The 26,414-nt window shown below is 71.0% G+C and carries 22 protein-coding genes and 1 pseudogene; 8 read left to right on the top strand and 15 right to left on the bottom strand.

Features of this window, described 5'->3' with window-relative positions; all coding sequences use genetic code 11:
• Window positions 1-9: 9 nt before the first annotated feature.
• Genes AC067Z_RS12800 through AC067Z_RS12825 form a run of 6 tightly spaced genes read right to left on the bottom strand, consistent with a single transcriptional unit; the run spans window position 10 to window position 5,336 of the window.
• On the bottom strand, window positions 10-750 hold the full coding sequence (locus tag AC067Z_RS12800; RefSeq protein WP_478789505.1) for an SDR family oxidoreductase: 741 nt from the start codon (window positions 748-750) through the stop codon (window positions 10-12).
• On the bottom strand, window positions 743-1,264 hold the full coding sequence (locus tag AC067Z_RS12805) for a cupin domain-containing protein (protein WP_356635127.1): 522 nt from the start codon (window positions 1,262-1,264) through the stop codon (window positions 743-745). The genes AC067Z_RS12800 and AC067Z_RS12805 overlap by 8 nt, the downstream gene beginning before the upstream one ends.
• A 12-nt stretch (window positions 1,265-1,276) precedes the next feature.
• Complete coding sequence (locus AC067Z_RS12810; RefSeq protein ID WP_478789506.1) at window positions 1,277-2,080, bottom strand: alpha/beta fold hydrolase; 804 nt, start codon at window positions 2,078-2,080, stop codon at window positions 1,277-1,279.
• Complete coding sequence (locus AC067Z_RS12815; RefSeq protein WP_478789507.1) at window positions 2,077-2,874, bottom strand: aspartate dehydrogenase domain-containing protein; 798 nt, start codon at window positions 2,872-2,874, stop codon at window positions 2,077-2,079. The genes AC067Z_RS12810 and AC067Z_RS12815 overlap by 4 nt, the downstream gene beginning before the upstream one ends.
• Window positions 2,871-3,821, bottom strand: coding sequence for a VOC family protein (locus AC067Z_RS12820; protein ID WP_478789508.1), 951 nt, complete (start codon window positions 3,819-3,821; stop codon window positions 2,871-2,873). Before AC067Z_RS12820 ends, AC067Z_RS12815 begins: the two co-directional genes overlap by 4 nt.
• Window positions 3,822-3,851: 30 nt before the next feature.
• Window positions 3,852-5,336: an aldehyde dehydrogenase gene (locus AC067Z_RS12825; protein WP_478789509.1), complete on the bottom strand. Its 1,485-nt coding sequence runs from the start codon at window positions 5,334-5,336 to the stop codon at window positions 3,852-3,854.
• 304 nt (window positions 5,337-5,640) lie between these two features.
• Here AC067Z_RS12825 and AC067Z_RS12830 point away from each other — a divergent pair, with 304 nt between their 5' ends.
• The gene (locus AC067Z_RS12830) at window positions 5,641-7,008 is read left to right on the top strand and encodes an MFS transporter (protein ID WP_478789510.1); all 1,368 of its coding nucleotides are present in this window, start codon (window positions 5,641-5,643) and stop codon (window positions 7,006-7,008) included.
• Between the two features lie 45 nt (window positions 7,009-7,053).
• Here AC067Z_RS12830 and AC067Z_RS12835 read toward each other — a convergent pair whose 3' ends face one another.
• Together AC067Z_RS12835 and AC067Z_RS12840 are read right to left on the bottom strand one after the other, a co-directional pair.
• Window positions 7,054-8,244, bottom strand: coding sequence for a TetR/AcrR family transcriptional regulator (locus AC067Z_RS12835; RefSeq protein ID WP_478789511.1), 1,191 nt, complete (start codon window positions 8,242-8,244; stop codon window positions 7,054-7,056).
• A gap of 48 nt (window positions 8,245-8,292) precedes the next feature.
• Window positions 8,293-9,387, bottom strand: coding sequence for an XdhC family protein (locus AC067Z_RS12840; RefSeq protein WP_478789512.1), 1,095 nt, complete (start codon window positions 9,385-9,387; stop codon window positions 8,293-8,295).
• 142 nt (window positions 9,388-9,529) lie between these two features.
• Between AC067Z_RS12840 and AC067Z_RS12845 the strand changes: the two genes are divergently transcribed.
• From AC067Z_RS12845 to AC067Z_RS12865, 5 genes are all read left to right on the top strand, one after another.
• Entirely contained in the window at window positions 9,530-10,402 is an 873-nt protein-coding gene (locus tag AC067Z_RS12845) for an FAD binding domain-containing protein (protein WP_478789513.1), read from the top strand.
• The gene (locus AC067Z_RS12850; protein WP_478789514.1) at window positions 10,399-10,944 is read left to right on the top strand and encodes a (2Fe-2S)-binding protein; all 546 of its coding nucleotides are present in this window, start codon (window positions 10,399-10,401) and stop codon (window positions 10,942-10,944) included. The genes AC067Z_RS12845 and AC067Z_RS12850 overlap by 4 nt, the downstream gene beginning before the upstream one ends.
• 5 nt (window positions 10,945-10,949) lie before the next feature.
• Window positions 10,950-13,340, top strand: coding sequence for a xanthine dehydrogenase family protein molybdopterin-binding subunit (locus tag AC067Z_RS12855; RefSeq protein ID WP_478789515.1), 2,391 nt, complete (start codon window positions 10,950-10,952; stop codon window positions 13,338-13,340).
• A gap of 36 nt (window positions 13,341-13,376) precedes the next feature.
• The gene (locus AC067Z_RS12860) at window positions 13,377-13,988 is read left to right on the top strand and encodes an SRPBCC family protein (protein ID WP_478789516.1); all 612 of its coding nucleotides are present in this window, start codon (window positions 13,377-13,379) and stop codon (window positions 13,986-13,988) included.
• A gap of 112 nt (window positions 13,989-14,100) precedes the next feature.
• Window positions 14,101-14,640 (top strand): MarR family winged helix-turn-helix transcriptional regulator, encoded by a 540-nt coding sequence (locus AC067Z_RS12865; protein ID WP_478789517.1) that lies wholly within the window; start codon window positions 14,101-14,103, stop codon window positions 14,638-14,640.
• A gap of 227 nt (window positions 14,641-14,867) precedes the next feature.
• On the opposite strand, the gene AC067Z_RS12870 is transcribed toward AC067Z_RS12865, so the two are convergent.
• A complete protein-coding gene (locus AC067Z_RS12870) occupies window positions 14,868-15,422 on the bottom strand; it encodes an HFCD family protein (protein WP_478789518.1) in 555 nt (184 codons plus the stop codon).
• A gap of 117 nt (window positions 15,423-15,539) precedes the next feature.
• On the opposite strand from AC067Z_RS12870, the pseudogene AC067Z_RS12875 reads away from it, so the two are divergent.
• Window positions 15,540-16,721: pseudogene (locus AC067Z_RS12875) on the top strand (helix-turn-helix domain-containing protein).
• Window positions 16,722-17,045: 324 nt separating this feature from the next.
• On the top strand, window positions 17,046-17,300 hold the full coding sequence (locus tag AC067Z_RS12880) for a DUF7848 domain-containing protein (RefSeq protein ID WP_478789519.1): 255 nt from the start codon (window positions 17,046-17,048) through the stop codon (window positions 17,298-17,300).
• 187 nt (window positions 17,301-17,487) lie between these two features.
• Here AC067Z_RS12880 and AC067Z_RS12885 read toward each other — a convergent pair whose 3' ends face one another.
• The 6 genes from AC067Z_RS12885 to AC067Z_RS12910 all read right to left on the bottom strand — a co-directional run bounded on the left by AC067Z_RS12885 (window position 17,488) and on the right by AC067Z_RS12910 (window position 26,400).
• Window positions 17,488-20,127, bottom strand: a complete 2,640-nt coding sequence (locus tag AC067Z_RS12885; protein WP_478789520.1) for a PA14 domain-containing protein — start codon at window positions 20,125-20,127, stop codon at window positions 17,488-17,490.
• A 302-nt stretch (window positions 20,128-20,429) separates the two neighbouring features.
• A complete protein-coding gene (locus tag AC067Z_RS12890) occupies window positions 20,430-21,500 on the bottom strand; it encodes an aldose epimerase family protein (RefSeq protein WP_478789521.1) in 1,071 nt (356 codons plus the stop codon).
• Between the two features lie 41 nt (window positions 21,501-21,541).
• A complete protein-coding gene (locus AC067Z_RS12895; protein ID WP_478789522.1) occupies window positions 21,542-22,612 on the bottom strand; it encodes a LacI family DNA-binding transcriptional regulator in 1,071 nt (356 codons plus the stop codon).
• A 124-nt stretch (window positions 22,613-22,736) separates the two neighbouring features.
• On the bottom strand, window positions 22,737-23,792 hold the full coding sequence (locus AC067Z_RS12900) for an ABC transporter permease (protein WP_478789523.1): 1,056 nt from the start codon (window positions 23,790-23,792) through the stop codon (window positions 22,737-22,739).
• Window positions 23,789-24,763, bottom strand: coding sequence for an ABC transporter permease (locus tag AC067Z_RS12905; RefSeq protein ID WP_478789524.1), 975 nt, complete (start codon window positions 24,761-24,763; stop codon window positions 23,789-23,791). Before AC067Z_RS12905 ends, AC067Z_RS12900 begins: the two co-directional genes overlap by 4 nt.
• Window positions 24,760-26,400 (bottom strand): sugar ABC transporter ATP-binding protein, encoded by a 1,641-nt coding sequence (locus tag AC067Z_RS12910; protein ID WP_478789525.1) that lies wholly within the window; start codon window positions 26,398-26,400, stop codon window positions 24,760-24,762. The genes AC067Z_RS12905 and AC067Z_RS12910 overlap by 4 nt, the downstream gene beginning before the upstream one ends.
• Between the last annotated feature and the right edge of the window lie 14 nt (window positions 26,401-26,414).

The raw sequence follows: 26,414 nt of genomic DNA on the forward strand, positions 1-26,414 counted from the left end.
TCCTGCAGATCAGTTCATGGTGAAGCCGCCGTTGACGGCGATCACCTGTCCGGTCAGATAGCGGGACTCCTCGCCGAGCAGGTAGGAGACGATCCCGGTGAGGTCGTCCGGCTGCTGCGGCCGGGAGATGGCCCGGTTCATGCGGTAGAGGTCGTGCCGCTCGGTGGGCACGGTCTCGGTGGCCTCGCACTCGGTGAGCCCGGGGGCGACCGCGTTCACGGTGATCCCCTTGTCGCCGAGCTCACGGGCCATCGCCCGGGTGAGCGCGATGACCGCCCCCTTGGAGGCGATGTAGTGGGCGAGGCGCGGGGAGCCGTACAGGGCGGCGTCCGAGGCGATGTTGACGATCCGGCCCGGGGAGCCGAAGAGCGGGTACAGGGCCTTCGACACCAGCCAGGGGCTGCGGGCGTTGACCGTCATCAGCCGGTCCCACACCTCGGCGTCGATGTCCCAGAACTCCTTGCCGCCGACCCCGTTGGCCAGCGCCGCGTTGTTGACCAGCCCGTACAGCGGGCCGAGGTCCGCCACGGCGCCGGCCAGCGCGTCCACCGAGGCGGGGTCGGCGACGTCGCAGCGTACGAAGTGGGCGTCGATGCCCTCGGCGCACAGCTCCGCGACGGCACGCTCGCCGCGCTCCGGCTCCAGCTCGGCGACGACGACGCGGAAGCCGTCGGCGCCGGCCCGGCGGGCCATGGCCAGTCCCAGGCCACGGCCGGCGCCGGTGACGACGACGACCCGCGGGTCAGTCACGGGTGACACCGTGCATCGGCGAGTACTCGGGGTACGACGGCACCTGCGGCTTCTGCGTGCCGATGACGACGCAGAACAGGGCGTCGGTGTCGCCCTCGTTCTTCAGCGAGCGGGTCACACCGGCCGGGACGACGATCATGTCGCGGTAGCCGAGGGTGCGGTACTCGACCTCGTCGGGGCCGCGGTGGATACCGACCTTGACCTCGCCCTCCAGGACGAAGAAGGCCTCTTCGACATCGTGGTGGGTGTGGGCCGGGCCCTCGGCACCGGGCGGCAGCAGCATGTTGGAGAAGGTGAATCCGCCGGACGGGATGATGCGGCTGTCGCCCTCGTGGTTGCCGGTGGCGCCGGAGCCGACGTAACGGATCTGGCCGCGGCGGAACTGCGGGCCGGCCTTCTCCTGGAACGAGAGGGTGTCGAAGTCGGCCACCCGGGAGTCCTTGGTGGCGATGAGGGAGTCGGTGTACGCGGCGAGGTCGCTGCCGTTGTCGTACGCGGTGGTGGTCAGAGGCATGAGGAACAGCTCCTACTCGGGGATGCGTGCGGTGATGCGGAGGTGGGAGAGGACCCAGGCGTTGAAGTGCCCGGGTTGCTCCTGGTTGGCCAGGTGACCGGCGTCCTTGACGATCACGTAGGCACTCTTGTGGATGGCACCGGCGATGGCCTGGCTCGCCTCGGTGCCGGTGACGGTGTCCTGGTCGCCGCAGAGCACGAGTGCCGGTGCGGTGATCGAGGGGAGTTCGGCGCGCAGATCGGCTGCGGCCATGGATTCGGCCGCGTAGGCGTAGCCCGGCAGCCGTACCGATGCGGCCATGGTGTCGACGACGCGCCGGACCAGTTCGTCGGGTGCGCCCGGTGACACCAGGTGCGGTCCGCGCGCCTCGGCGAAGGCGTGCGGTCCGAACTCGGCCAGCTCGGTGGCCCGTGCCCGCATGCCCTTGGCCTTCGCCTCGTCCGTGCCCGATCCGGGGCTGGAGTCGGCGACGATCAGCGAGGCGACGAGGTCCGGGTGGCGGGCGGCGAGCCGCAGCGCGATCACGCCGCCCCAGGAGACGCCGAGGACATGGGCGCTCGCGCCGCGCTCACGGATGAGCCCGGCCGCCGTGTCCGCGAAGTCGTCGAGGGTGAGCGGGGCCTCGGGATCGGGGGACTTGGCGTATCCGGGGGCGTCCCAGGCCACGACCCTTGCGTACGAGGAGAGTTCGGCGAGCTGCGGCGCGAACGCCGCCGACGAGGAGCCGATGCCGTGCAGGCACAGCAGCAGCGGACCCCGGTCCCCGGCCTCCTCGACATGGACCTCGGCGACGGAGCGGTCGGCGTGGGCGCTCACAGGATCTGTCCCGTCCGCCCGGCGAGTGCGGCGAGGCTGCGCAGCACCGCGTACGGCACGATCTGGCTGGTCGCCGGGTTGCCCGGGTCGGGCAGATGGGAGACCTCGAAGCGGTACGCGCCGTGCCGGCCGGACGCCTCGACCACGTGCCGGGTGCGGTGTGCCGCCGGGTCGGCGACGACCTGGACCCGCACAGTGTCCAGGTCGCCGACGGCCAGCGCGACCGAGGCGGCCACGTTCGTCGACTTGGGGAACTTCACCGGAATCTCGCGCGCGGTGCCGGACATGACCTCGACCGGTCCGGTCGCCGTCCGCATCCGGTGCAGCAACTCCTCGTCCATCCACGGCTGTTCGAGCGTCGAGGGCAGCTTGGTGGTGGTGAGGCGGACCTCGTCCAGCGGGCCCAGTGAGCGCGCGGCCTGGAGCAGGTCGAGACCGCCGACCGCGCCGCCCGTGAAGTAGACCCGGCCGGGACCTGCCGCGAGCAGCCGCTTCGCGAGCTCGTCGTCGGTCAGCGCGCCGGAGGAGGCGATCAGCAGATCGGTGCCGGAGGCCAGCACCCGCTCGCCCCATTCCCGTACGACGCCCTGGCCGGCGGCCTCCACGATCAGGTCGCAGCGCTCCAGCGCCTCCTCGAAGGTGACCTGCTCCGCAGGTGCCGCCTCGCCGAGCGGACGGTTGTCGACGACGCACACCAGCTCGGCGCCGCCCACCTCGCCTTCGGCGAGTGCAGTGCCGACGACCCGGCCGATCGCGCCCCAGCCGACGAGGCCCACTTTGCGTACGGTGCTCATGCGGCGTCCTCCTGGGTTGCGGCGTCGACGGGGGCGAGCGGGCCGGGGTCCGGCGTACCGGCCATGTGGCAGCGGATCTCCTTCGACGGCGGACCGGCCGTCCCCCACAGGTCGGACAGCTCCGGCACGCGGCGCCACACCCGGGCGATCCAGGCGTCCTCGACGATCTGCGCGACCTCGGAGGTGTACTCGCAGACGAGACCGGACGGGTCGGTGAAGTAGGAGAAGGTGTTGTTGCCGGGGCCGTGGCGCCCGGGGCCCCACTTCGGGGCGATGCCGTGGTGGCGCAGCCGGCCGAGTCCCCGCATGAAGTGGTCGACCGAGTTCATCTCGTACGCCACGTGGTTGAGCGAGGTCCACTCGGCCTGGTTGAAGGCGATGCAGTGGTGGTCGGCGTTGCAGCGCAGGAACGCCATCTGGTGCTCGGACCAGTCGGAGACGCGTAGTCCCAGCACGTCGGAGTAGAAGGCGACTGCGGCGTCGATGTCGGTGGTGTTGAGCACGGCGTGCGTGACGCCGACGGGCACGGCGCCGTCCCGGCCGCGCGGGACGACCGCCTCGACCTGTGCGCTGATCTCGATCAGGCGCTGCTCGGGGTCGGTGAACCGCAGCCCGTAGCCACCGCCCGCCTGCTCCAGTGGTCCGGGGCCGAAGACGGGCACGATGCCGCGTGCTTCGAGGCGCCGGGCGGCCGCGTCGACCTCGGCGGGTGTGGCGACGGCGAAGGCGATGCGGCCGAGACCGACCCGGTCCCGCTCGGTGAGGTGCAGGACGTGGTGCTCGTCGCCCGTGCCGCGCAGCCACCGCGCGCCGGTGTCGGACTCGACGGTTTCGAGCCCCCAGACCTCCTGGTAGAAGTCGGCGGCCTCGGTGAAGGCGGGGGTGTGCAGCTCGACGTAGCGCAGCGAGCGGAGCCGGGCGATCGGACCGGGCGGTGGTTGGTGCATGAGTCTCTCCAGACGGGCAGGCGTGCCGGGTCAGTTGGCCCAGGGGAGCGGGGAGTCGGAGGTGCCCCAGTACAGGGACTTCTGGCGCTGGTAGGCGCGGATCGCGTCGCGGCCCTTCTCCGTCCCGAGGCCGCTGTCCTTCCAGCCGCTGAACGGGGTGGAGGTGCTGAACTGCTTGTACGTGTTGATCCAGACGGTGCCCGCGTCGATGCGGCGGGCGAGCCGCCAGGCGGACCGCGCGTCACGGGTCCAGATGCCGCAGGCCAGCCCGTAGACGGAGTCGTTGGCCTGGCGGACCAGGTCGTCCTCGTCGTCGTAGGGCAGCGCCACCAGGACCGGGCCGAAGATCTCCTCCTGGCATGTGCGGGAGGTGTTCGGCAGTCCGTCGAGGACGGTCGGCAGGTAGTAGGCCCCGTCCTGGTACTGCTCGCCCTCGGGCGCGGACCCGCCGCACAGCACCCGGGCGCCCTCGGAGCGTGCGAGGTCCACGTAGGCGGCGACGGCGTCGCGGTGCCGGTGGTGCACGAGCGGGCCGACCTGGGTGGCGGGGTCGGTGCCGGGCCCGACGCGCAGCTTGCGGACCCGCTCGACGAGTTCACCGACGAAGGAGTCGTAGAGCTCGCGCGCCACGAAGAGCCGTGAACCGGCGATACAGGACTGGCCGCTGGACGAGAAGATCCCGAACAGCACGCCCGCCAGGGCCTGCTCGACGTCGGCGTCGGCGCGCACGATCGTCGGCGACTTGCCGCCCAGCTCCAGTGAGGCGGGGATCAGTTTCTGGGCGGCGATCGTGGCGATCGACCGGCCGGTCTCCGTGCCGCCGGTGAATCCGATACGGGCGACGAGCGGGTGACGTACGAGGGCGTCACCGACCACGCGGCCGCTGCCCGGGAGCACCGACAGCAGGGCCGTGGGCAGCCGGAACTCGTCGAGTGCCCGGGTGATCAGCCGGCCGAGGGCGAGGGAGACCAGCGGCGTCCAGGCTGCGGGCTTGAGCAGGACCGCGTTTCCGGCGGCGAGCGCGGGTGCGATCTTCTGCGCGTCGCTGGCGACGGGGGAGTTCCAGGGGTTGATCGCCCCGACGACGCCGATCGATTCGTGCACGCTCATCGTGACGTACGGACCGCGCGGCGGGGTGAGCGTGTCCTCGGCCGTCTCCAGGGCGGCCGCCATGTAGCGGAAGGTGCCTGCGGCGCTGAGGGCGAGGGCGCGGGTCTCGGCGAGCGTCTTGCCGGTGTCGGCGGTCTGCAGCGCGGAGAGTTCGCCTGCGGCCTCTTCGGTCAGTTCGGCGATCCGGTGCAGCAGCCGGGCGCGGTCGTGGGGGAGCAGGTCCCGCCAGGCCGGGTCGGCCGCCGCCTCGGCCGCGGCCTCGGCGGCTTCGGCGACCTCGTCGGCGGATGCGGAACGGATGGTGGCGAGCACGCGGCCGGTCGCCGGGTCGACGGTGTCGAGGGGCTCGCCCGCGCCGCGCCGCCACTGGCCCGCTATCAGGATGTCGGTGGGGAAGTGCGGCACGGCTAAACCTCCGGGCGAGGCGGCGGGACGGGGTGGGCTTCGGGTGCGGAAGGCGGTCGGCACGGGGCCTGTCGCGGTCCCTCACTCGCACTGTCGAAGTGCTAGAAATCTAAGTGCTTAAGTTTCTCCGCGCAAGTCCCTGAGGCGAAATCGTTGTCGGGGAGGTCTTGAGCGCGGGGTCTGCTGCGTCGAGGATGGTCTGCGGTCGGATGACATTGAAGTTCCTAAGCTCTTGACCATTGACCGCTTAGATATAGCAACCTACTGTCTCCGCAACTCCTCTGTTCGCGGAAGGACACCCTCCATGACGACTGTGGCCGGCAAGCCAGCCCTTGGCTCCATAGCCGCGAGACTTGAACGACTGCCGCACTCGCGCTGGCACGTCAAGGTTCGCTTCCTCATCGGCGCCGTCACCTTCTTCGAGGCGTTCGATCAACTGCTGGCCGCCTCCGCACTGCCCGTCCTGATGAAGGAATGGCACCTGACCACCGGCCAGGCCACCTTCGCCGTGACCTCCGCCTCCATCGGCATGCTGCTCGGCGCCCTGGCCGCCGGCTGGATGGGCGACCGGATCGGCCGGGTGCGCACGGTCGCCCTCGGCGTCGCCATCACCGGTCTCGCCAGCCTCGCCGTCGCCTTCTCCGGCAGCATCGAGACCTTCTCGCTCTTCCGGTTCGTCCAGGGCCTCGGCATCGGCGGAGTCGTACCCGTCGCCGCCACCTACATCAACGAGATCGCCCGGTCCGACAAGCGCGGCCGCTTCGTCCTCCTCTACGAGATGATCTTCCCGGCCGGACTGGCCGCGGCCACGCTGGTCGCCGTCTGGGTGGTGCCCAACCTCGGCTGGCGTGCGATGTTCGTCATCGGTACCCTCCCGGTCCTGATCGCCGCCATGCTGCCTCGTCACGTCGCCGAGTCCCCGCGCTGGCTCCTGGCCCGCGGACGTACCGAGGAGGCCGAGCAGGCCATCGCCCGCATCGAGGCGGAGGTCGCCCTCGCCACCGCCGAACCGCTGCCCCTGCCCGCCGCGGACACGCCCGAGGAGCGCATCTCCCAGGGCCGGCTGGGCGATCTGTTCCGCGGACGCTATCTGCGGCGTACGGCGGTCGTGTCCGGTCTCTGGTTCGTCGCCTACTACGTCAACCACGGCATCTCGACCTGGCTGCCGTCCCTCTACACCAAGCAGTTCGGTCTCGATCTGACCACTGCGCTCGTCTACACCCTGCTCAGCAACGTCACGGGTCTGCTCGGCACGCTGCTCGTCGCCCTGCTGATCGACCGCATCGGCCGCCGGCCCGCGCTGGTGGCCGCGCTCGGCGGCGCCATGCTCTCCCTGGGTGTGCTCGCCCTGGCGGGTGCGACGTCGGGCGCCCAGGTCGCCGTCTTCGCCTCCTGCACGACCTTCTTCCTCTACGCGATCAACGCGGGGCTCTACCTCTACTCGCCCGAGCTGTACCCCACGTCCAACCGGGCCAAGGGCGCCGCGTTCGGCGGGCTGTGGAACCGGCTCGGCGTCATCATCGGCCCGGTCACCGTCGGTGCGATCCTCGGAGCGGGCGGCAGCCTCGCCCTCGTCTTCGCGCAGCTCGCCGTGGTGGCCGCGGTGGGCGCCGTGATCGCCTGGTTCGCCGTGGAGACCAAGGGCAGGACGCTGGAGGAGCTCAACTCCTGACTCGGTCGGACCTTCCGGCAAGGGGCCGGTGGCCCGGAGCAGTGATCACTGCTCCGGGCCACCGGCCCCGAGCGTCTGTCCCAGCGCGCCGAGGAGCGCGGCGAGCCGGCGCCGGTCGGCGGGGCTCATCCCGGCCAGCAGCTCCTGCTCCTGGGCGTCGCGCACAGCGCGAACCCGGTCGGCGAGCTCGACGCCCTCGGGGGTGAGGCAGAGGTGGACGATCCTGCGGTCGTCGGCGTCGCGCTCCCGCAGGATCAGTCCGGCCGCCTCCAGCCGGTCGGCGTGCTGGGTGAGACCGCCGGCGCGGACCGTCCCGGCCGCCGCGACCTCGCCCACCGTCCGCCGGTAGGGCTCACCGGCGTCACGGAGCGCGGCGAGCACGTCGTACGCGGGCAGGCTGATGCCGTACGCGCGGACGGTCCTGCCGATCAGCACCTGATGCCGCAGCGCGCAGTCTCCCAGCCGGGCGAACAGGGACGCGGGGGAGTCGTCCGTGCCGGAGCGTACGTGCACCGGGGTCCCGGACTCGGGGCGCGTGGCAGCGGGCCCGGCTTCAGCCGGGGACGCGGTGTGCGGTACGCCGCCGAACGCCGTGACGAGTACGTCCGTCAGTGCCGGAGCCAGCTCCGCCGTCGGGACGGACGCCGCCGGTTCGTGCGCGAAGAGGTAGCGCTCCATGATCACGCCGAAGAGGATGCTGCGGATCACGGCGGCTTGCACATCGGCCTCGGGCGAGTCGCCGAGCAGCTCGGTGAGGGGTTCGCCGACCTGCTGCTCGAGGATCGTGCGCAGCAGTTCCGCGCTCGGCGGGTGGCTGACGGCGGAGCGGATCAGCGCCGGCCAGGGATCGTGGGCGGGCAGCCGGTCCCAGCGGTCGAGATAGGCGTGCGCGAGGGCCGTCGGCACATCGCCCGGGTCGCTGTCCGCGGCCGCGAGCACATTCTGCGGCACTCCCGTTCCGCTGCCGACGACCTCGCGGAACAGCCCGTCCTTCGAGCCGAAGTACGCCATCACCAGACCGGGTGTCACCCCCGCCTCCGCCGCGATGGCACGGACGCCCGCGCCCTGGTAACCGTGCGCGCCGAACAGGCGCCGGGCCGCGTCGAGCACCGCTCGGCGGTTGCCTTCCGGGTCGTGGGAGCCGGGGCGGCGCCGGCCGGGCCGGGGGTGGTCGCCACCGGTCGGCTCGTGTGATGTGCTGCGTGTGCCCGGTTGCCTCTTGTTCTGTGGATCCACGTGCCTCAGATTAAACGAGTGTTCATAAAAACAGTCGTTCAAAAATGGTCACAGCATGTGCACGCGGCCCGTTCGCAGGGTGAGCGGCAGACCGCTGCCGCCGCGCCGCACCGCGATGATCTCGGCAACGACCGAGACGGCGGTCTCCTCGGGCCCCCGCCCGCCGAGGTCCAATCCGATCGGCGAGCGCAGGCGCGCCAGTTCGGCCTCGGTCGTGCCCGCTGCGCGCAACCGGTCCAGCCTGTCCTCGTGTGTACGGCGACTGCCCATGGCCCCCACGAACCCGGCCCTGCTGCGCAGCGCGAGAGTGAGCAGCGGTACGTCGAAACGGAGGTCGTGGGTCAGCACGCACACCGCGGTCGACCGGTCGACAAGGTCCTGGTGGGCGCGGAACCAGCGGTCGGGCCGGTCGGAAACGACCTCGTCGGCGCCCGGGAAGCGCTCGGCCACCGCGAAGGCGGGCCTGGCGTCGCAGACCGTCACCCGGTGGCCGAGCGCCGCGCCGATCTGAGCCAGCGGCCGGGCGAACTCGGCCGCCCCGAAGATCAGCAGCCGTGGTGGGGAAGCGAAGGACTGCACCAGCAGTTCGCGCCCCGGCGGGCACGTCGCATCGACTGCTCCGGCGTCCCCGCTGGTCACCGCCCCGCTCGCGCCCCGGCCCAGCATGCCTTCGGCGGCGAGGGCGGCGGCCCGGTCCACGGCCGTCCCGCCCAGCGAACCGGTCACTTTCCCGCCGCCCGCGGCAAGCGCCCCGGCCCCGTCGAGCGGGGTCACCAGCGCCACCGGGACGCCGGCCGCGAGGTCGGCGGCGACCCGGCCGAGCGGTACCTCCGGGCCCACCTCGCGGATCAGCACCTCGATCGTGCCACCGCAGGTCAGGCCCACCGCGAACGCGTCCTCGTCGCCCACCCCCCAACGCTCCACGGTCGGGGCGGCGCCTGCGAGGACGTCCTCCGCGGCCGCGCAGACGGCGGCCTCGACGCAGCCGCCGGAGACGCTGCCGACGATGCTGCCGTCCTCGGCGACGAGCATCGAAGCGCCGGGCCCGTGCGGCGCCGAGCCCCAGGTCCGTACGACGGTCGCCATGGCGAAGCGGGTTCCGGAGCGCTGCCAGGCGGCTGCCTGGTCGATGACGTGTCGCATATCGCTCACCTCGGGCCGGGAAATCTGTGGCAGCCTCTTGCCAAGAAGAAACTTTAGTGTAAATCATTTTAGGTACTAGATAGATCTGTGCGTGTCGAATGCCACGGCGCGACGACGACCCGAGAGGTCCGGTGGCAGCAGGTTGAAACCCACACCCTTCGACTACACCGCCCCCCGCACCGTCGGTGAGGCGCTCTCCCTCCTCGCCGACGAGACGCGGGAGGCCAAGGTCCTCGCGGGCGGCCAGTCCCTGATCCCGATGCTGAACATGCGCCTTGCCAGGCCCGAGGTGCTCGTGGACATCACCCGCATCCCCGAGCTCGGCCGTCTCCACGTCGACGAGTCGGGCGCCCTGCGGATCGGCGCCGCCGTACGACAGTCCCGCGCCGCCGCCGAGACCGCGGTACGCGACGGATGGCCGCTGCTCGCCGCCGCGATCCGGCACATCGGACACCCGCAGATACGCGGGCGCGGCACCGTCTGCGGGAGCCTCGCCCACCACGACCCGGCCGCCGAGCTGCCCACCGCGGCACTGGCCCTGGACGCCCGCTTCGTGATCACCGGGCCGCGCGGCCCCCGCACGGTCGCCGCCGAGGACTTCTTCGTCGCCACCTTCTCCACCGCGGTCGAACCGGACGAACTCCTCACCGAGGTCGTGTTCCCGCAGCTCCCGGCGAACCACGGCTGGGCCTTCGAGGAACTCACCCGCAGACACGGCGACTTCGCCACCGTCGGCGTCGCCGTACTGCTGGAACGGAACGCCGGGACGGGCACCGTCCGCACCGCCCGTGTGGTCTTCTGCGGCGCCGGTCCCGTCCCCGTACACCTGCCCTCGGCCGAGGAGGCACTCGTCGGCACCGACGCCGGCGAACAGGCCCTCGCCGCCGCGGCCGGTGCCGCGCTCGCCCGCCTCACACCTTCCGACGACGTCCACGCCACCGCCGCCTACCGGCGCGAGAGCGCCGCCCATCTCCTCGTCCGAGCCTGCACCACCGCCTGGGAGCGCTGTTCATGACCCCCGCCGTCCCCTCCCCGTCCGGTCCGCTCGCCGCCCGCACCCCGCCGCTCGCCGAGCCCTCCGCCTGGCACCGGATCACCCTCACCGTCAACGGCGAACAGCTCACCGCCGAGGTCGAGTCCCGGCTGCTGCTCAGCGACTTCCTGCGTGACCGGCTCCGCCGCACCGGCACCCACGTCGGCTGCGAGCACGGAGTCTGCGGCGCCTGCACCGTCCTCGTCGACGACGAACCGGTGCGCACCTGCCTGACCCTGGCCGTGCAGTGCGACGGCGCCGAGATCCGCACCGTCGAGAGCCTCGCCCCCGACGGAGCCCCGCTCACCCCCGTCCAGCGCGCATTCCACGAGTGCCATGGCATGCAGTGCGGCTTCTGCACCCCCGGGTTCGTCATGACCGCGACCGCCCTGACGGAGCAGTCCGAACGCCCCGACGAGGAGCAGGTCGCCGACGCGTTGAGCGGGCACCTGTGCCGGTGCACCGGCTACCGCAACATCCGCCGTGCCGTGTGCCAGGCACTCGACGAGCGATTCGGGAAGTGACCCGCATGTCCCACGACTTCGAACGGTCCACGCCGGAAGGCGGCAGCTGGATCGGCCGCCGTGTCCCGCGCGTCGAGGACGACCGGCTGCTGCGCGGCAACGGCCGCTACGTCGACGACATGGACCTGCCCGGCGCCGTCGAGGCCGCCTTCCTGCGCAGCCCGCACGCCCACGCCCGCATCGAGTCGGTCGATGTGAGCGCGGCGCTGACCGCACCCGGTGTCGTCGCCGTGTGGACCGGTGACGACGTGGCCGATCTGCCGGCCATGCTCAACAAGGAGGAGCTGCGTACCCCGCCGGGTCTCGCCGAACTCCTCGACCCGGTGGTCCGCATGACGCCCATGCCGCTGCTTGCCCGGGACAAGGTGCTCTACGTCGGCCAGCCCGTCGCCGTCGTCCTGGCAGACAACCGCTACCTGGCCGAGGACGCCCTCGAACTGGTCCATGTCCGCTACACCCCGCTGCCGGTGCTCGTCGACCCCGACCGTGCGCTGGCGGCGGATGCGCCGCTGCTGCACGACGATCTGCCGGACAACACCGCCGTCGCCGTGGCCACCCGCGTCGGCGACCCGGACGCCGCGTTCGCCGGCGCGCACGCCGTGGTGAGCGAGCAGTTCGAGGCCCACCGCTACGTCGCCTCGCCGATCGAGACCCGCGCGATCTCGGCCCAGGTCGATCCGTACAGCGGTCGGCTGACCGTCTGGTCGGGCACCCAGACCCCGCACCGGCTGCGGGAGGCAGTCGCCCACACCCTCCAGCTCGACCCGGCCGCGGTCCGCGTCATCGCCGCCGACGTCGGCGGCGGATTCGGACAGAAGGGCATCCTCTACGTCGAGGAACTCCTGATCCCGCATGCGGCCCGCATCCTCGGCCGCCCTGTGCTGTGGCGCGAGGACCGCAACGAGAACCTCACCGCCTCCTCGCACGCCCGCGAGCAGATCCACCGCATCGAACTCGCCGCGGACGCCGAAGGCCGCCTCATCGCCGTACGCGACCGGATCACCGTCAACTTCGGCGCGTACAACATGACCGGGCTCGTCGTGCCCTACAACTCCCTGTGCCATCTGCTCGGCCCCTACCGTGTCCCGAACGTGGACATCGACGTCACCGGTGTCCTCACCAACACCACCTTCGCCACGCCCTACCGGGGAGCCGGCCGCCCCGAGACGGTGTTCGCCATGGAACGGGCGATGGACCGGCTGGCCGCGGAACTCGGCATCGCACCCGAGGAGCTGCGGGCACGCAATCTGGTGCGGCCCGAGGAGATGCCGTACGCCACCGGCCTCGTGGACCGCTCCGGCAAACCGCAGTCCTACGACTCCGGGGACTACCCCGAACTCCTGCGCCGCGCCGTCGCCAAGGCCGACGTCGAGCGGGTACGCGCCCGGCAGCGCCGAGGAGCCCGCGACGGCAGACACATAGGCATCGGGTTCGCCATGTACATCGAGGCGACCGGCCTCGGGCCGTTCGAGACCGCGCGCATCGACATCGCCCCCAGCGGGCGGGTGCGTCTTGCCATCGGTGCCCCCTCGCAGGGGCAGGGGCACCGCACATCCATGGCACAGATCGCCGCCGACGCCATCGGCGTACCGCTCGACGCCATCGACGTGGTCGGGGGCGACACCGACGCCACCCCGTTCGGTGTGGGCACCATCGCCAGCCGCGCTCTCGTCAACGCCGGCAACGCCACCCACCGCGCCGGCCGGCTCGTCCGGGAGAAGATCGTCGAGGCGGCAGCCCGACGCCTGGGCGCCCCGGCGGACGGCCTCGATCTGAGCGACGGCGTCGTGTCGGCCAAGGAGCCGGGCGGTCCGTCGATCGGGCTGGCCGAACTCGCCGGACGGGCCCCGCTGCCCGGCACCCCCGAACCGACCGACGGCCGGCACGGCACCGAACTCAGCGAGACGGTGCACTTCCGCCCACCCGGCTTCGCGGTCGCGAGCGGCGCGCACGCCGCCGTCGTCGAGGTCGACGAGCACACCGGCGAGATCGAGATCCTGCACTACGTCGTCGTCCACGACGCGGGCACCATCGTCAACCCGATGATCGCGGAAGGACAGGTCACCGGCGGCATCGCTCAGGGCATCGGCGGCGCACTCTACGAGGAGATGGTCTACGGCCCCGACGGCCAGCCCCGCACCGGTACCTACATGGACTACCTGGTGCCCACGTCCTCGGAGATCCCCGACCTCGACATGGACGAGATCTTCTCCCCGAGCCCCATGAACGACCTCGGCGTCAAGGGACTCGGCGAAGGCGGCGCCATCGCGCCCCAGGCGGTGCTCACCGGCGCCGTCGAGGACGCCCTGAGTCCCTTCGGCGTCGTCGTACGCCGCGGCCCGCTCTCACCGAGCCGGGTCCGTGAACTGATCCGCTCGGCGACCCCCCGCGCCTGAGCCGCCCTCCCCGCGCCACCACGATTGGACACACCCATGCAGCTCGACCACTCCTTCACCGTTCCGGCCGGTCCCGATGACGCGTGGAAGCTCTTCCACGACCTCCGCCGGGTCGCGCCCTGCATGCCCGGCGCCGTGCTGGACTCCCTCGACGGCGACTTCTTCACCGGCCGCGTCAAGGTCAAGGTCGGTGCCGTACAGATGAGTTACCGCGGCGAGGGCACCGTCACCCGCGACGAGGCCACCCGCTCGATGCTGCTCGACCTCAGCGGGAGCGAGACCCGCGGAGCGGGCACCGCATCGGCCACGGTCACCGCGACACTGACCGCAGACCCGGACGGCACCCGGGTGCGCGTATACACCGATCTCGCCATCACCGGCCGCCCCGCCCAGTTCGGCCGCGGCATCATGACCGAGGTCGGCGACCGCATCGTGCAGCAGTTCGCCACCCGCCTCGAGGACCTGCTCCGGGACGGCGGGCCGGACGGAGCGGGAAGGTCCCACGCTCTGCCCGCATCCGAGCCGGAGGCCGTGGACCTCGGAGCGGCGGCACTGCCCGTGCTCCTCAGGAAGGCGGCGGCACCCGCGGCAGCCGTGATCGTCGCCGTCGTTCTCGTCAGGGCGCTGCGGCGGCGCACTCGCAACTGATCCCGGCGGCGCCGCCCGGATACGCCCCGGCCCTGCCGTCGCCTCAGCGGTAAGATTCTCAGTGCCGTGAGAAGCCGGAGGGTGCCGGCGGGCGGCGTACGAGGGGATGAGCATGGCAGCGTCGAAACCGGCGGACCGGGACGCCGTGGCGAAGGTGATCGAGGACTGGGCGCGCGAGCGGCCGGAGCTCGACACGAGCCCGCTGGAGGTCCTCGCCCGGCTCCACCGCTCCTACCTGCGCTACAGCACCAGGCTCACCGCGTCGGTCGAGCGTCATGGCCTGTCCGTGGCGGGCTTCGACGTGCTGACGGCGCTGCGCCGGTCGGGGGAGCCGTACCGGCTGACCGCGGGGCAGCTCGCCGACTCCGGACTCGTGTCGTCCGCGGGGGTGACACTGCGAATCGACCGCCTGGAGAAGGACGGCCTGATCGTCCGTGAACGGGACGCCGACGACCGCAGGGTCGTCTACTCACGCCTCACGGACAAGGGCCTGGCGACGGTGGACACCGTGTTCGCCGAGCATCTGGACAACGAGAGCCGCATGCTCGCAGGCCTGTCACCGGCCGAGCGCCGCCAGCTCGCGCGGCTCCTGCGCAAGCTGGAGGACTCGATCCTCGCGTCGGACGAGGAGCCGTCCGGCGCGACGCCGTAGCGCCCGTTCGGCACCAGGTTGAAGATCGAGTGGCACCGGCTCAGGCGCAACGGGCCCGACCTGCGGGGCACCGCAGTCGGCACCCCGGCTGGAGACATCCGCGTACCAGGGCCGCCGCCTGCGGGTTTCGACGTGCACGCACTGCGGCGTCGCACTACGAGTGCACGCCGGATGCGGGGACCACCATGCCCGTCCCACCACCGGGGCCGACATGTGTACGTCCGCCGTCAGGTGCCGGCCTCCAGGCCGTGTCCGATGTCGGCCACAGCATCCAGGGCCAATCCCCACGGGTACGCGTTCGGGCCCCCCTGTCCCGGCTCATTGGGAACGAAGCCACCTTCGCCGTACAGGACGGTCACGCCGGCCGTCCGCAGTGTTTCCACCGACCCCTCGAACGCAGGGTGCCGGACGTAGGCGGCGTTGACGCACGGCATCGCGACCGTCGGAATACCCTTCCCGATGCCTTCGGCCACGACTCCGACGACGAACTTGCTCGTCAACCCAAGGGCCCACTCGTTCACCGAGTTGAAGGTCGCCGGTGCGAACAGAATCACGTTTGCCTTTGGCCACACATCAGGCTCACCCGGCAGCTTGTACTCGGACCGCACCGGATGGCCGGTGAGCGCCGCCAGGCCCTCGAGGCTCGGCTGCAGCCAGCGGGACGCGGTCGGCGACAGGCCAAGGCATACGTCCCATCCGCGAGCCTGTGCGTCCTCGATGACCTTGGCGACATCGAACACAGGCGGCGCGGCTGAGCAGAACAGATACAGCGTCCTCGTCATGGCCCCATCCGATCACATGCAACCGCCCCCATCCCGAGTGGGATTGGGGCGGTCAAGGGTCCAGCACCCTGATGCGCGGGTACCGTCCCAGGTGACGAGTCAGGAACGGAGACCAGTATGCCCGCGCTGGAGGACGACCACAGGGTGCCCGCATCAGGGAGCAGCGGAAGTTGGCCTGCCTGACTCAGCGCGCACTCGCGGAGCGGCTCCCGTACTCCTACAGCCTGCTCAATCAGGTGGAGTGCGGCGCCAGACCGGCCACCGACACTTTCGTGGCCGCCGTGGCATCCGCTCTTGGTGTCGACGCCATCGTTCTCACAGGATCCGCCGCCGTGACCGAGATCCAACACGGCCGCCTCGCCGCCCTGGTACGCCCGATCCGTGAGGCCCTGGATCTCTTCGACCTCGAGCCGGTGTCGGCCCGCCCTGGGGCTCCGCTCGCCGAGCTCATCGCGTCCGCGGACCACGTATGCCAGGAGGTCCGGGCCACGCATCTCCGCAAGGCAGCGCACGCCCTCCCTGGCCTCATCGGCGACCTCACGTATGCCGCACAGACGACCCCGACGACCGCCGCGTGACAGGCACTCGCGTCCACCTACCGCACCGCGCACGATGTCGCCCTCAAGGTCGGCTACCCGGACCTTGCGACCGATTGCCCTGGACCGCATGGGCTGGGCCTCGCAGCGCGCCTCTGATCCGTGCCTAGGCGCCATCCGCCAGTACAAGCGGGCGCTCGGTCACAAGCAGACCGAGGGCGACCTCGGCCGCCGCCTGGTCCAGGTCGGCCACGACCTCCTCGCCGGTCGGACATCGAGGGAAGCGCTCGCCGTTGCCGGGCAGTTGCACCTCGGCGCGTCGGCCGTTGCTGCTCGAGCCGGCGACCGGACTGCCGTTACGGCGCACATCGCTGCGGCGCGCGAGCTGGCGGGCCGTATCGGGGGCGAAGCCCGTGAGGTGCACTGGCTGTCGTTCGGGCACATCAACGTCGCGCTGCACGAGATGGGTGCCTCCGTCACCATGAAGGAGTTCGACGAGGCCTTGAAGCAGGCACGCCAGCTGAAGCTGCCACCGTCGACGCTCACCTCCCGCCGCGCCCGCTTCCTCGTGGACCGGGCCGTGGTGGAGATGGAGACGGGGCACACTGGAACGGCGCTGCAGCATCTGGTCGAAGCCCGGCGAACTGCTCCCGAGCAGACCCGCTACCACCCGGGCACGCGTGTAGCGATCACCGGCCTTCTCCACACAGTCCGCCGCACTCCCGATTCGCTCAACCACATGGCCGCCTGGATCGGCCTGTAGGCCACGCGCCTACGCTCACAGAACTGTGAGCGTTCCGGCCTTCCCCGGCCGCCACGCTGGCCCCATGCCTGATCAGCGGACGAGTGGGGGTAGCCGTGGAAGACCGTAAGGGCGGCAGCAGGCCGGAACGGCACTGTGCGTACTGCCCGGAGGGCGGGGCGGACTGCTGCATTCGCGTCCACGCTTCCGTGTCGGGCGGCTCGCGCACGTTGGTGTACGCGCACCGGGCGTGTGCTGAGCAGCGCCGCGTCCCTGTGCTCTATCGCGTCATCATCACGGCCAGGCGGTCGGCATGACGCCACGCCTGATCATCAAAGCGGCTGAGTGGACCCTCGGTCTCGATACCGAAGAAGGCGCCCCGCAGGAACGTTGCACGAGGTGGAGTGCACCACGTGCGGCGAGAAGTCCGGATCCACGGAAGGCCGACGGCTGCCCGCCGAGACGTGGGCTCTGATGCGCACGGGCCGGCGACCGGGGCACCGCTCGTTCCGCGCGAGTGCGATCAGCTTCTGGCGCACGGCTCCGGCCCCCGGCAACCCGCTTCATCCGGATGCGCAATCGTCCCTCGGCGCGACATGAGTTCCACCCCGGCCGAATTCCCTGGCAGGACCGCGGCCGGGGCGGACGGGCTCCGCGAGGAGCCCTGTACGCGCGCCGGTAGCGGGCGACGGGCCGAGCGCCGCGTTGCCGACGACCTGGGCACCGGTACGCGGCGCACCGCAGTGTCCCCCCGACGGGGGAGGGACACTGCCGAACCCTCGGTGGGTCAGGATGCGTCGCAGGGCAGCGTGCCCTCGGACGCGCCCCTGATGAGGGCGTCGTGGGCGGTCCTGAGCCGTTTCACATCAGCCTTGATCACCTTGCGGTCGTAGGTGAGCAGGCCGTTCAACTCGCCCTCCAGATCGGTGATCTGGGTGTAGACCGCGCCGTTGCTGCCGCGGCAGGCGGCCAGCTGTCCGACCTCCGCCAGCCGGCTCAGATACTGCTCGGTGAACTTGTCCCGTTCGACGCCGACATACGTGTGCCGCACGGGCCACGCGTGCCCCGGAATCGCCAGGCCGAGGCCGCCGTACTCGCCGCTGACCAGCGCGCGCCTGCCGTCCGCCGCGGGCAACTGGGCACCGGGGTAGCCGTGGGCGTCGGAGATGTCGCCGTTCCCGCCGTCCACCGCACCGCAGCAGTTGTGACCGCTCATGTTGTTGACCAGCCGGGTCGGGTCGAGGCCCTTGGCGTAGTCCGCGATCCGTGCCTGGTCGTACTGACCCCAGCCCTCGTTGAAGGTGACCCACATGATCACCGACGGGTGGCTGTCGTGCTGCTGGATCATCTCCTTCATTTCGGCCTCGAACTGCTTGCGTGCAGCCGCGTCGGGCGACCGGTCCGAGCGCATGGACGGCATGTCCTGCCAGACCAGGAGCCCGAGCCTGTCCGCGTGATAGAACCAGCGGTCGGGCTCGACCTTGATGTGCTTGCGCACCGAGTTGTAGCCGAGCCTCTTGTGCATCACCAGGTCGTACGCCAGAGCTTCGTCGGTCGGCGCCGTGTGCAGTCCGTCCGGCCAGAAGCCCTGGTCGAGCGTGGCCATGGCGAACACCGGCTTGCCGTTCAGCACGGTGCGCTGCCTGCCGTCGACAGTCTCGACCCCGATGCTGCGCATACCGAAGTAGCTGCCCACCCGGTCCGCCGATGTGCCTTCGCCGACCGTCACCCGGAGCTGATAGAGGTGCGGGTCGTCCGGTGACCACAGACGCGGATCGGGAACGGGTACGGAGAGAGGGGACCCGGTGGTGCCACGCGCCCTGCCGACCTCCCGTTTCCCGTCGTACGCGATTGCCGTGACGGGGACGCCGTCGCGCACTCCGCGCACCTGGACCGCCACCTTCTCGCCCGCCACATCAGGGGTCGTCCGCAAGTCCGTTGCATGGTCGGCGGCCACCGGCTCCATCCACACCGTCTGCCAGATGCCGGAGGACGGTGTGTACCAGATGCCCTCCGGGTCGAGGCGCTGCTTTCCCACGGGCGGGTTCTCCCCGTCGGGCGAGTCGGTCGGGTCGTACACGCCGACGATCAGTTCCTGCGGCCCGCCGGACTTCAGGGCGTCGGTGACGTCGGCGCTGAACCGGTCGTAGCCGCCCTTGTGTTCGGTGACCTTCCTGCCGTTGACGTAGACCTCGGCCTGCCAGTCCACGGCGTCGAAGTTCAGGTTCAGCCGCTTGCCGTCGCCGACCTTCCAGCCCTTGGGGACAGTGAAGGTGCGCCGGTACCACATGCGTTCCTCGTGGCGCTCGATGCCGGACAGCTGCGATTCGACCGGGTAGGGCACCAGGATCCGCTCGGCGAGGTCCTTGCCGAACGGTGGTTGCTCACCCGCCCGTGCCCCGGCGAACTGCCATGTGCCGTTGAGGTTCTTCCACCCGTCGCGGGTCAACTGGGGCCGGGGGTACTCCGGGAGGGCGTTGTCCGGTCCGACGTCGTCGGCCCACCGGGTCCGCAGCTGGTATTCGGAGCCGTTCGGTCCGGAGGTCCAGAAGTCGTCGACGGCATCACCGTCGGCACTGGTGAGGCCGCCCGTGCCGTCGTAGCGGACATCTGCGACACCGCCCTGTCCCACGACCGGTTCGTCGAGCGTGACCAGCAGTCGTGTCGGGTCGCCGGCGTCCAGTCGCGCCGTGTCCATCGGCCACTCGGCGCCGCCGATGACCGCGTGGACGTGCGTCAGGAAACCGGCGGGGGGAGCGGCAAGAGCCTCGGGGAAGTCCAGGCTCAGGGTGCGGCCGGAAGGCTGGACGGTCACAGCGGTCGGCCCGTTGTAGTCCATGCCCTCGGGGAGTGTGAAGGCGGACTGGGGAACTGCGGTCTTCTCGCCGCCGGGTGGCGTCCAGCGCAGATGCAGATTGGAGCCGCCGAAGTGCTCGAAGTACTCCACCTTGATGTCGTAGGCGCGGCCGGCCTCGAGGGGCAGGGGCTCCGAGTTCTGCTCCCGGTCCCAGTCGTCGACCCAGTGGTCGATGACCGGACGGCCGTCGATCCAGAGCCGGAATCCGTTGTCTCCGGTCATCGAGAACAGGTGGTCGCCGGACTTCTCGGGGGTGATCTTCCCGGTCCAGCGGACCGAGGCGTCGTCGGCCCGGCCGGTACGTGCCTGCAGCCGTTCCTCGAGTGAGCCGAAGTCGAGGTTGGGGTCGACCGTGGTGGCCTTCAGCTCGTCGAAGTCGAAGGCGCCCGGGGCGGAATGGGTGAAGTACTCACCCTTCAAGCCGTGCGCCACGCCGGACGCCTCCGCCGCCGAGGCGCCGGCCCCGGGCGTGACGGCGGTACCGGCGACAGCGAGGGCCGCGGCAGCGACCAGTGCCGACAGCGGCCGGACGCGTGTGCGCCTGTGCGCACTCGGATCGGGGAAACGCAACAGAACCTCCCGGTAGAACTCACGTATGTACCTGGGCTGTTGGGGATGTGCGCGTGGGTCAGGGGTGCCCGCAGGGCAGGCCGAGGTGGTCCGCGCACCCATGGGGCCCGGACCCGGTTCGGGGCACGCGAAGTCGAGCCCCGAGAGGGCGGGGCGGCCGTCGGCGCACGTCGTGTACTACGTTGGAAATTTGCGCCGTGGAGCATGACAGCACGGGCGTGGGGCCCTGTCCACCCTGCTCTCGCAACTTCCTCGACCGTCGCGCCGATGACGATGTCCATCCTGCGGCGGGGCACGGATCGTCAGGCCGAGAGGTGCGGGAAGCGGAATTCGGTACGGCTGCGGCCGGTCGTACCGGGGCGCAGCACAGTGCTCGGATAGTCGGGACGATTGGGGGAGTCGGGGAAGTGCTGCGTCTCCAGGCAGACGGCACAGTGGCGATCGAGGCTCCGGCCGGAGCCGTCCACGAGCGAGCCGTCGAGCTGGTTGGCGGTGTAGACCTGCACGCCCGGTTCCGTGGTCCACACCTCCATGACACGCGTGGCGGCCGGAGCGACGAGCCGGGCCGCGCGGCGCAGCACTCCGTCGCCGGAACCGGGCAGAATCCAGCAGTGGTCGAAGCCGCCGGCCTGACGGACCTGGTCGTCGGCCATCAGCAGGCGGTCTCGGACCAGTTGAGGTGACGTCAGGTCGAAGGCGGTGCCTGTCACGTCGGCGGCGGCACCGTGCGGGATTCCGTCCACGGTGACCGGGAGATAGGCGGAGGCATCGACCTGCAGGGTGTGTCCCAGGACGTCCCCGGTTCCCGCGAGGTTGAAGTACGCGTGATGGGTGGGACTGACCACGGTGGGGCGGTCGGTCACCGCCGTGTAGTCGAGACGCAGGGTGCCCGAGGCGTCGAGGGTGCAGGTGACGGTGATGTCGAGGGCGCCGGGGAATCCCATGTCGCCGTCCGGGCTGTGCAGCGAGAGCCGTACCGCGGCCGTCTCGTCGTCCGACTGGGCATCCGCCTGCCACACCTTGGTGTCGAAGCCTTCCGGGCCGCCGTGCAGGGCGTGGCCGCGGTCGTTGGTGGGGATCCGGTACGTCGTGCCGTCGAGCGTGAAGCGTCCGTCGGCGATGCGGTTGGCGTAACGGCCGATGAGGGCGCCCACGTAGGGGTTCTTCTCCGCGTAGTGGTCGACGGACGGCAGCGACAGGACCACCGAGGCGACGTTGCCCGCTGTGTCCGGGACGCCGAGGCGATGCAGTATGCCGCCGTAGGTGAGGATCTCGGCGTGAACACCGGTGCCGGACTCCAGTCGCCAGAGCCCCACGTCCTCCCCGCTCGGGGCGGTGCCGAACGGCCTGTGGTGCACGGTGGGTCGGGGCATGTCCAGTCCTCGTGGCAGGCGTGAGCGGATGACGTGTGGTCTCAGCCGTGTGATCGGTCGCCGGTGGTTCCCCGCCCGGCCCCGGCGCTTCGCTCGCCGGTAGGTGCGGCGCCGGTCGATTCCCGGACGATGAGCCGGTACCCGGGCCTGAGCCTTCGGGGTTCGGCCACCGGCTCTCCTGCGAGCCGTTCGACGAGGCTGGCGACCGACAGGCGGGCGATGGCCTGCTTGTCCGGGGAGACGGTGGTGAGGGTGACGCTGCCGAAGCGGCTCTCCTCGATGTCGTCGAAGCCGACGACGGCGACGTCGCCCGGGACCGTGAGACCCCGTTCGGTGAGGGTGCGCATCGCTCCGATGGCGATCAGGTCGTTGTAGGCGAAGACGGCGTCGGGCCGTTCACCGCGCTCCAGCAGCGCGGCCATCGCCGCGGCGCCGTCGGTGCGCCCGTAGCCGTCGGTGGCGACGACCAGGCTCTCGTCCGGCTCCAGCCCGGCGGCGACGAGTTCCTCGCGCCAGCCCCGCAGGCGGAGATGGGCGGGCCTGCGCTCGCGGCTGGTACGTGAGCCGAGGAAGGCGATCCGCCGGCGGCCGAGGTCCAGGAGGTGGCGTACCGCCGTCCGTGCCGCGGCCACGTTGTCGATGGCGATCTGGTCGTAGGGCGCCTCGTACTCCCGCTCGCCGAGCAGCACCAGCGGGGAGGTCTCCTGTCTGGCGATCAGGTCCTCGGTCTCCAGGTGGATGGGGCTGAGGATCAGGCCGTCGATGACATGGGACCGGAACTCCTGGCTGACCAGGAGTTCCCGCTCCCGCAGGCCGGCGGTGTGGTCGACCAGGACGGTGTAGTCGTGCCGGGCGGCGGCGTCGATCACGGCCCCGGCCAGTTCGGCGAAGTAGGGGTTGCCGAGTTCGGGCACCGCGAAGGCGATGATGCCGGTGCGGCCCTTGCGCAGATGGCGCGCGGTGAGGTTGGGACGGTAACCGAGTTCGTCGATGGCCTGCTGCACCTTGGCACGCATGTGCGGCGTGACGTGGGGATAGTTGTTCACCACGTTCGACACGGTCTTGATCGACACGCCTGCCCGCTGCGCGACGTCCTTGAGGCTGACGCCCACGGCACTCCTCGTGTTAGGCACTGTTCGACATGGGGTCGACTGCGGCCGGGGCCCGGTGGCGTGCGGACTCCGGATGGTGCGCCGGGCCCCGGCGGACGTGCGCCCGCACAGGACCCGGCCGGATTCAGGCTGTTCGGCGACGGCGCCCCAGGTACCGCTGCGCGACGACGACGAGAATGAGGAAGCCGCCGCTGACCACGGACTGGTACGAGGAGTTGAGCGAGCCGATCTGGTTGATGAGGTTCTGGATCACGGCGAGGAGAAGCACGCCCCACAGCGTTCCGCTGACGGATCCGGCTCCGCCCACGAGGAGGGTGCCACCGATGACGACGGCGGCGATCGCGTCGAGCTCCATGCCGGCACCGATGATGGTGACGCCGGAGGACAGCCGGGCTGCGTTGACGGCACCGGCGAGGCCGGCCAGGAGCCCGCTGAGGAGATACACCGTCACTCTGGCGCGAGCGACCGGAAGCCCCATGAGGGTGGCCGCGTCACTGCTGCCTCCGACGGCGAACAGGGTCTGGCCGAACGACGTGCGCTGCAGCACCAGCCCGCCCGCCCCGAAGAGCACGAGGGCGATCAGGATCGGATGACCGAAGCCCCAGATGCTGCCCTGGCCGAGCGCGGCGAACGCCGAGTCCTTGGGGACCAGATACGTGGTGGCGCCCTCGTCGGTGATCGCGAGCAGCAGTCCGCGGGCGCCCAGCAGGGAGGCGAGTGTGACGATGAAGGGTGCTATGCCCGCCCGTGCGATGAGCAGTCCGTTCAGCGCGCCGATCGCTCCGCACACCGCAAGGGGCACCAACAGCGCCGGAACGAGGCCCCATTGTGATGCCCAGGCGGCGAGTACACCGCCGAGGGCGAACACCGAACCGACCGACAGGTCGATGCCGCCGGTGAGGATCACCAGCGTCATGCCCAGCGCCACCATGGCGAGGAACGATGCCTGGACCGTCACGCCGCGGGCGTTGTCGAGCGTGGCGAACGTGGGGTAGACGAACGAGGCGATGAGCACGACGAGGAACAGGACGGCGAGCACGCCCTGACGCTGGACGAGCGAGGCGACGCGCTCCCTGCCGGACGGTTGGGCGGCCGCCACGGGATCGCGGCCGGTGCTGTCCCCGAGAGAGGAAGCCTGGGTACCGGCCGCGGGCGAACCGGGTGTTGAGAGGAGTTTCATCGGGATCGGCGCTCCCGGGCAACGTAGACGGCGGCGAGGATGATGGCCGCCTGGGCTATCTGGGCGGTGGAGTCCGGCAGGTCGTGCTTGACGAGCGTGGCGCGCAGCAACTGCATCAGCACGGCGCCCGCGACGGTGCCCAGCACCCGGATCGATCCGCCGCTGAGCGGGGTCCCGCCCACGACCACCGCGGTGATCGCGGACAGCTCCATCAGGTTGCCCAGAGAGGACGGATCGCTGGCGGTGAGACGGGCCGTGGCGAGGATTCCGGCGAGCGCAGCCAGCACACCGCACAGGACGTAGACACCGGTGAGGACACGTTTGACGGGGAGCCCGGCGAGCGCGGCTGCGGAACGGTTGCCGCCGATGGCGACGACCTGCCGGCCGAACGTGGTGCGGTGGACGAGAAGGGCCACGGCGAGCGCCAGCACCCCCGCGATAAGAACGACCGGCGGAACGCCGAGGAAGCTGCCGGTGCCGAGCGCGAGCAGGTCCGGGTTGGTGATCTGCTTCAGTTGTCCGTCCGCCATGACCAGGGCGATCCCACGGCCACCGACGAACAAAGCGAGGGTGGCGACGATGGGTTGCAGACCCACCACCGACACCAGGGTGCCGTTCACCGCGCCGACCACGGCACCGGCCAGGAGCGCGACGAGCAGGGCGGGCACGAGCCCGTAACCGAGGTAGAGCGGCAGCAGGGCTGCCGCCAGCGCCATCGCCGAACCCACCGACAGGTCCACGCCCTCGGTGCCGATCACCAAGGCCATGCCCAGGGCCACGATGACGATCGGGGCGACCTGGATCAGCTGGGTGCGGAGATTGTCGACGGTGAGAAAGTGCTCGGTGAACAGGGTGTTGAAGACCAGGAGCGCGGCCACCGCCGCGTACACACCGTACTCCTGGAACCATGCGGGGCCGCGCAGTCGGGTCCGCTCGCGCCCCGGTGCTGCGGTGGCCTGGGTGGTGGTCATCGGGAATCCTCCTTGCCGGCCGGAGCGGGAGACGCGGCAGCTTCCTGCGGCGCCGGGACGGCGGCGGGGGAGTGGTCGGCGAGGACCGCGAGCAGGGCACTCTCCGTGACCTGATCGCCGGTCAGCTCGCCCGCTGCGGCCCCGCCGCGCAGCACCACGATCCGGTCGGAGCCCTCGATGAGTTCCTCGATGTCGGAGGAGATCAGCAGCACGGCGAGCCCCTCCTGGGCGAGCTCGTCGACGAGCGACTGCACCTCCGCCTTCGTGCCGACATCGATGCCCCGGGTGGGCTCGTCGAGCAGCAGCACCTTGGGCTCCAGACACAGCCACCGGGCGAGCAGCACCTTCTGCTGGTTGCCGCCCGAGAGTTCGCCGACCTTCTGCTCCGGGCTCGACGCCTTGATGCGCAGACGCTTCATGAAAATGTCCACGACGCGGTCCTGCCGCGCGCGCGAGACGATGCCCGCGCGGGACAGCCGGGGCAGCGAGGCGAGCACGATGTTCTCGCGCACGGACAGGCCAGGCACGATGCCGTCCGCCTTGCGGTCCTCCGGCAGCAGACTGATTCCGGCGCGGACGGCACTCGCGGACGAGCCCCTGCGCAGCACGCGACCGTCGACGCTGATCTCGCCCGCGTCGAGGGCCAGCGCACCGGCGAGCGCCTTGGCGGTCTCGCTTCGGCCGGACCCCAACAGGCCCCCGAGCCCGAGCACTTCACCGGGATGGAGATCGAGGGTGATGCCGTCCAGTTGATGCCTGCGGGTCAGACCGGTGGCCGTCAGGACGGGTCGCCGCGCGACCTCGTGTCCCTCCTCGCCGAAACTCGTCACGCCGTGCCGCCGGACCTCGGTGATCTCCCGGCCGAGCATCATGGAGACCAGCTGCATGCGGTCCACGTCGGCCAGGTCGCCCGTGTGGATGTGCCGGCCGTCGCGGAGCACGGTGACCCGGTCGCAGATGCGGTACAGCTCCTCCATGCGGTGGCTGACGTAGACCACCGCGATGCCCCGCTGCCGGAGGTCTTCGATGACCCGGAAGAGCGTCTCCACCTCGCGCGGCTCCAGCGAGGAGGTGGGTTCGTCCATGACGACCACCTGCGCCTGCACGGACACCGCGCGGGCCAGCGCGACCATCTGCTGGGTGCCGACGCCCAGGGTGTGCAGGGGCCTGCGGGGGTCCACGGTGATGCCGAACCCTCCCAGCAGCGTGGCCGCTTCGCCGTGCATCCGGGCGAAGTCGATCAGTCCGAGCCGGGTCTTGGGCTCGCGGCCGAGGAAGATGTTCCGCGCCACGCTCATCAGCGGGACGAGGTTCACCTCCTGGTAGATCGTGGAGATGCCGGCCTGCTGCGCCTCGAAGGGCCGGGCGAAGTGCACCGGTTGTCCGGACAGCCGCAGTTCGCCCCCGTCGGGGCGGTGCACGCCGGTGAGCACCTTGATCAGGGTGGACTTGCCGGCACCGTTCTCGCCGACAAGGGCGTGGGTCTCGCCCGCGCGCAGGGTGAACGACACATCGTCGAGTGCGACCACGCCGGGGAACCGCTTGCTGACGCCGCGAGCCTGAAGCACCGTCGGCGCGGCCGGCGTCTGCGTGCCGGCTGCGGCTGCCGGGGACGGCGCCGATTCGGGGGGTGCCATGAACCTGGCCTTCC

Source organism: Streptomyces sp. NPDC043812 (assembly GCF_056436245.1).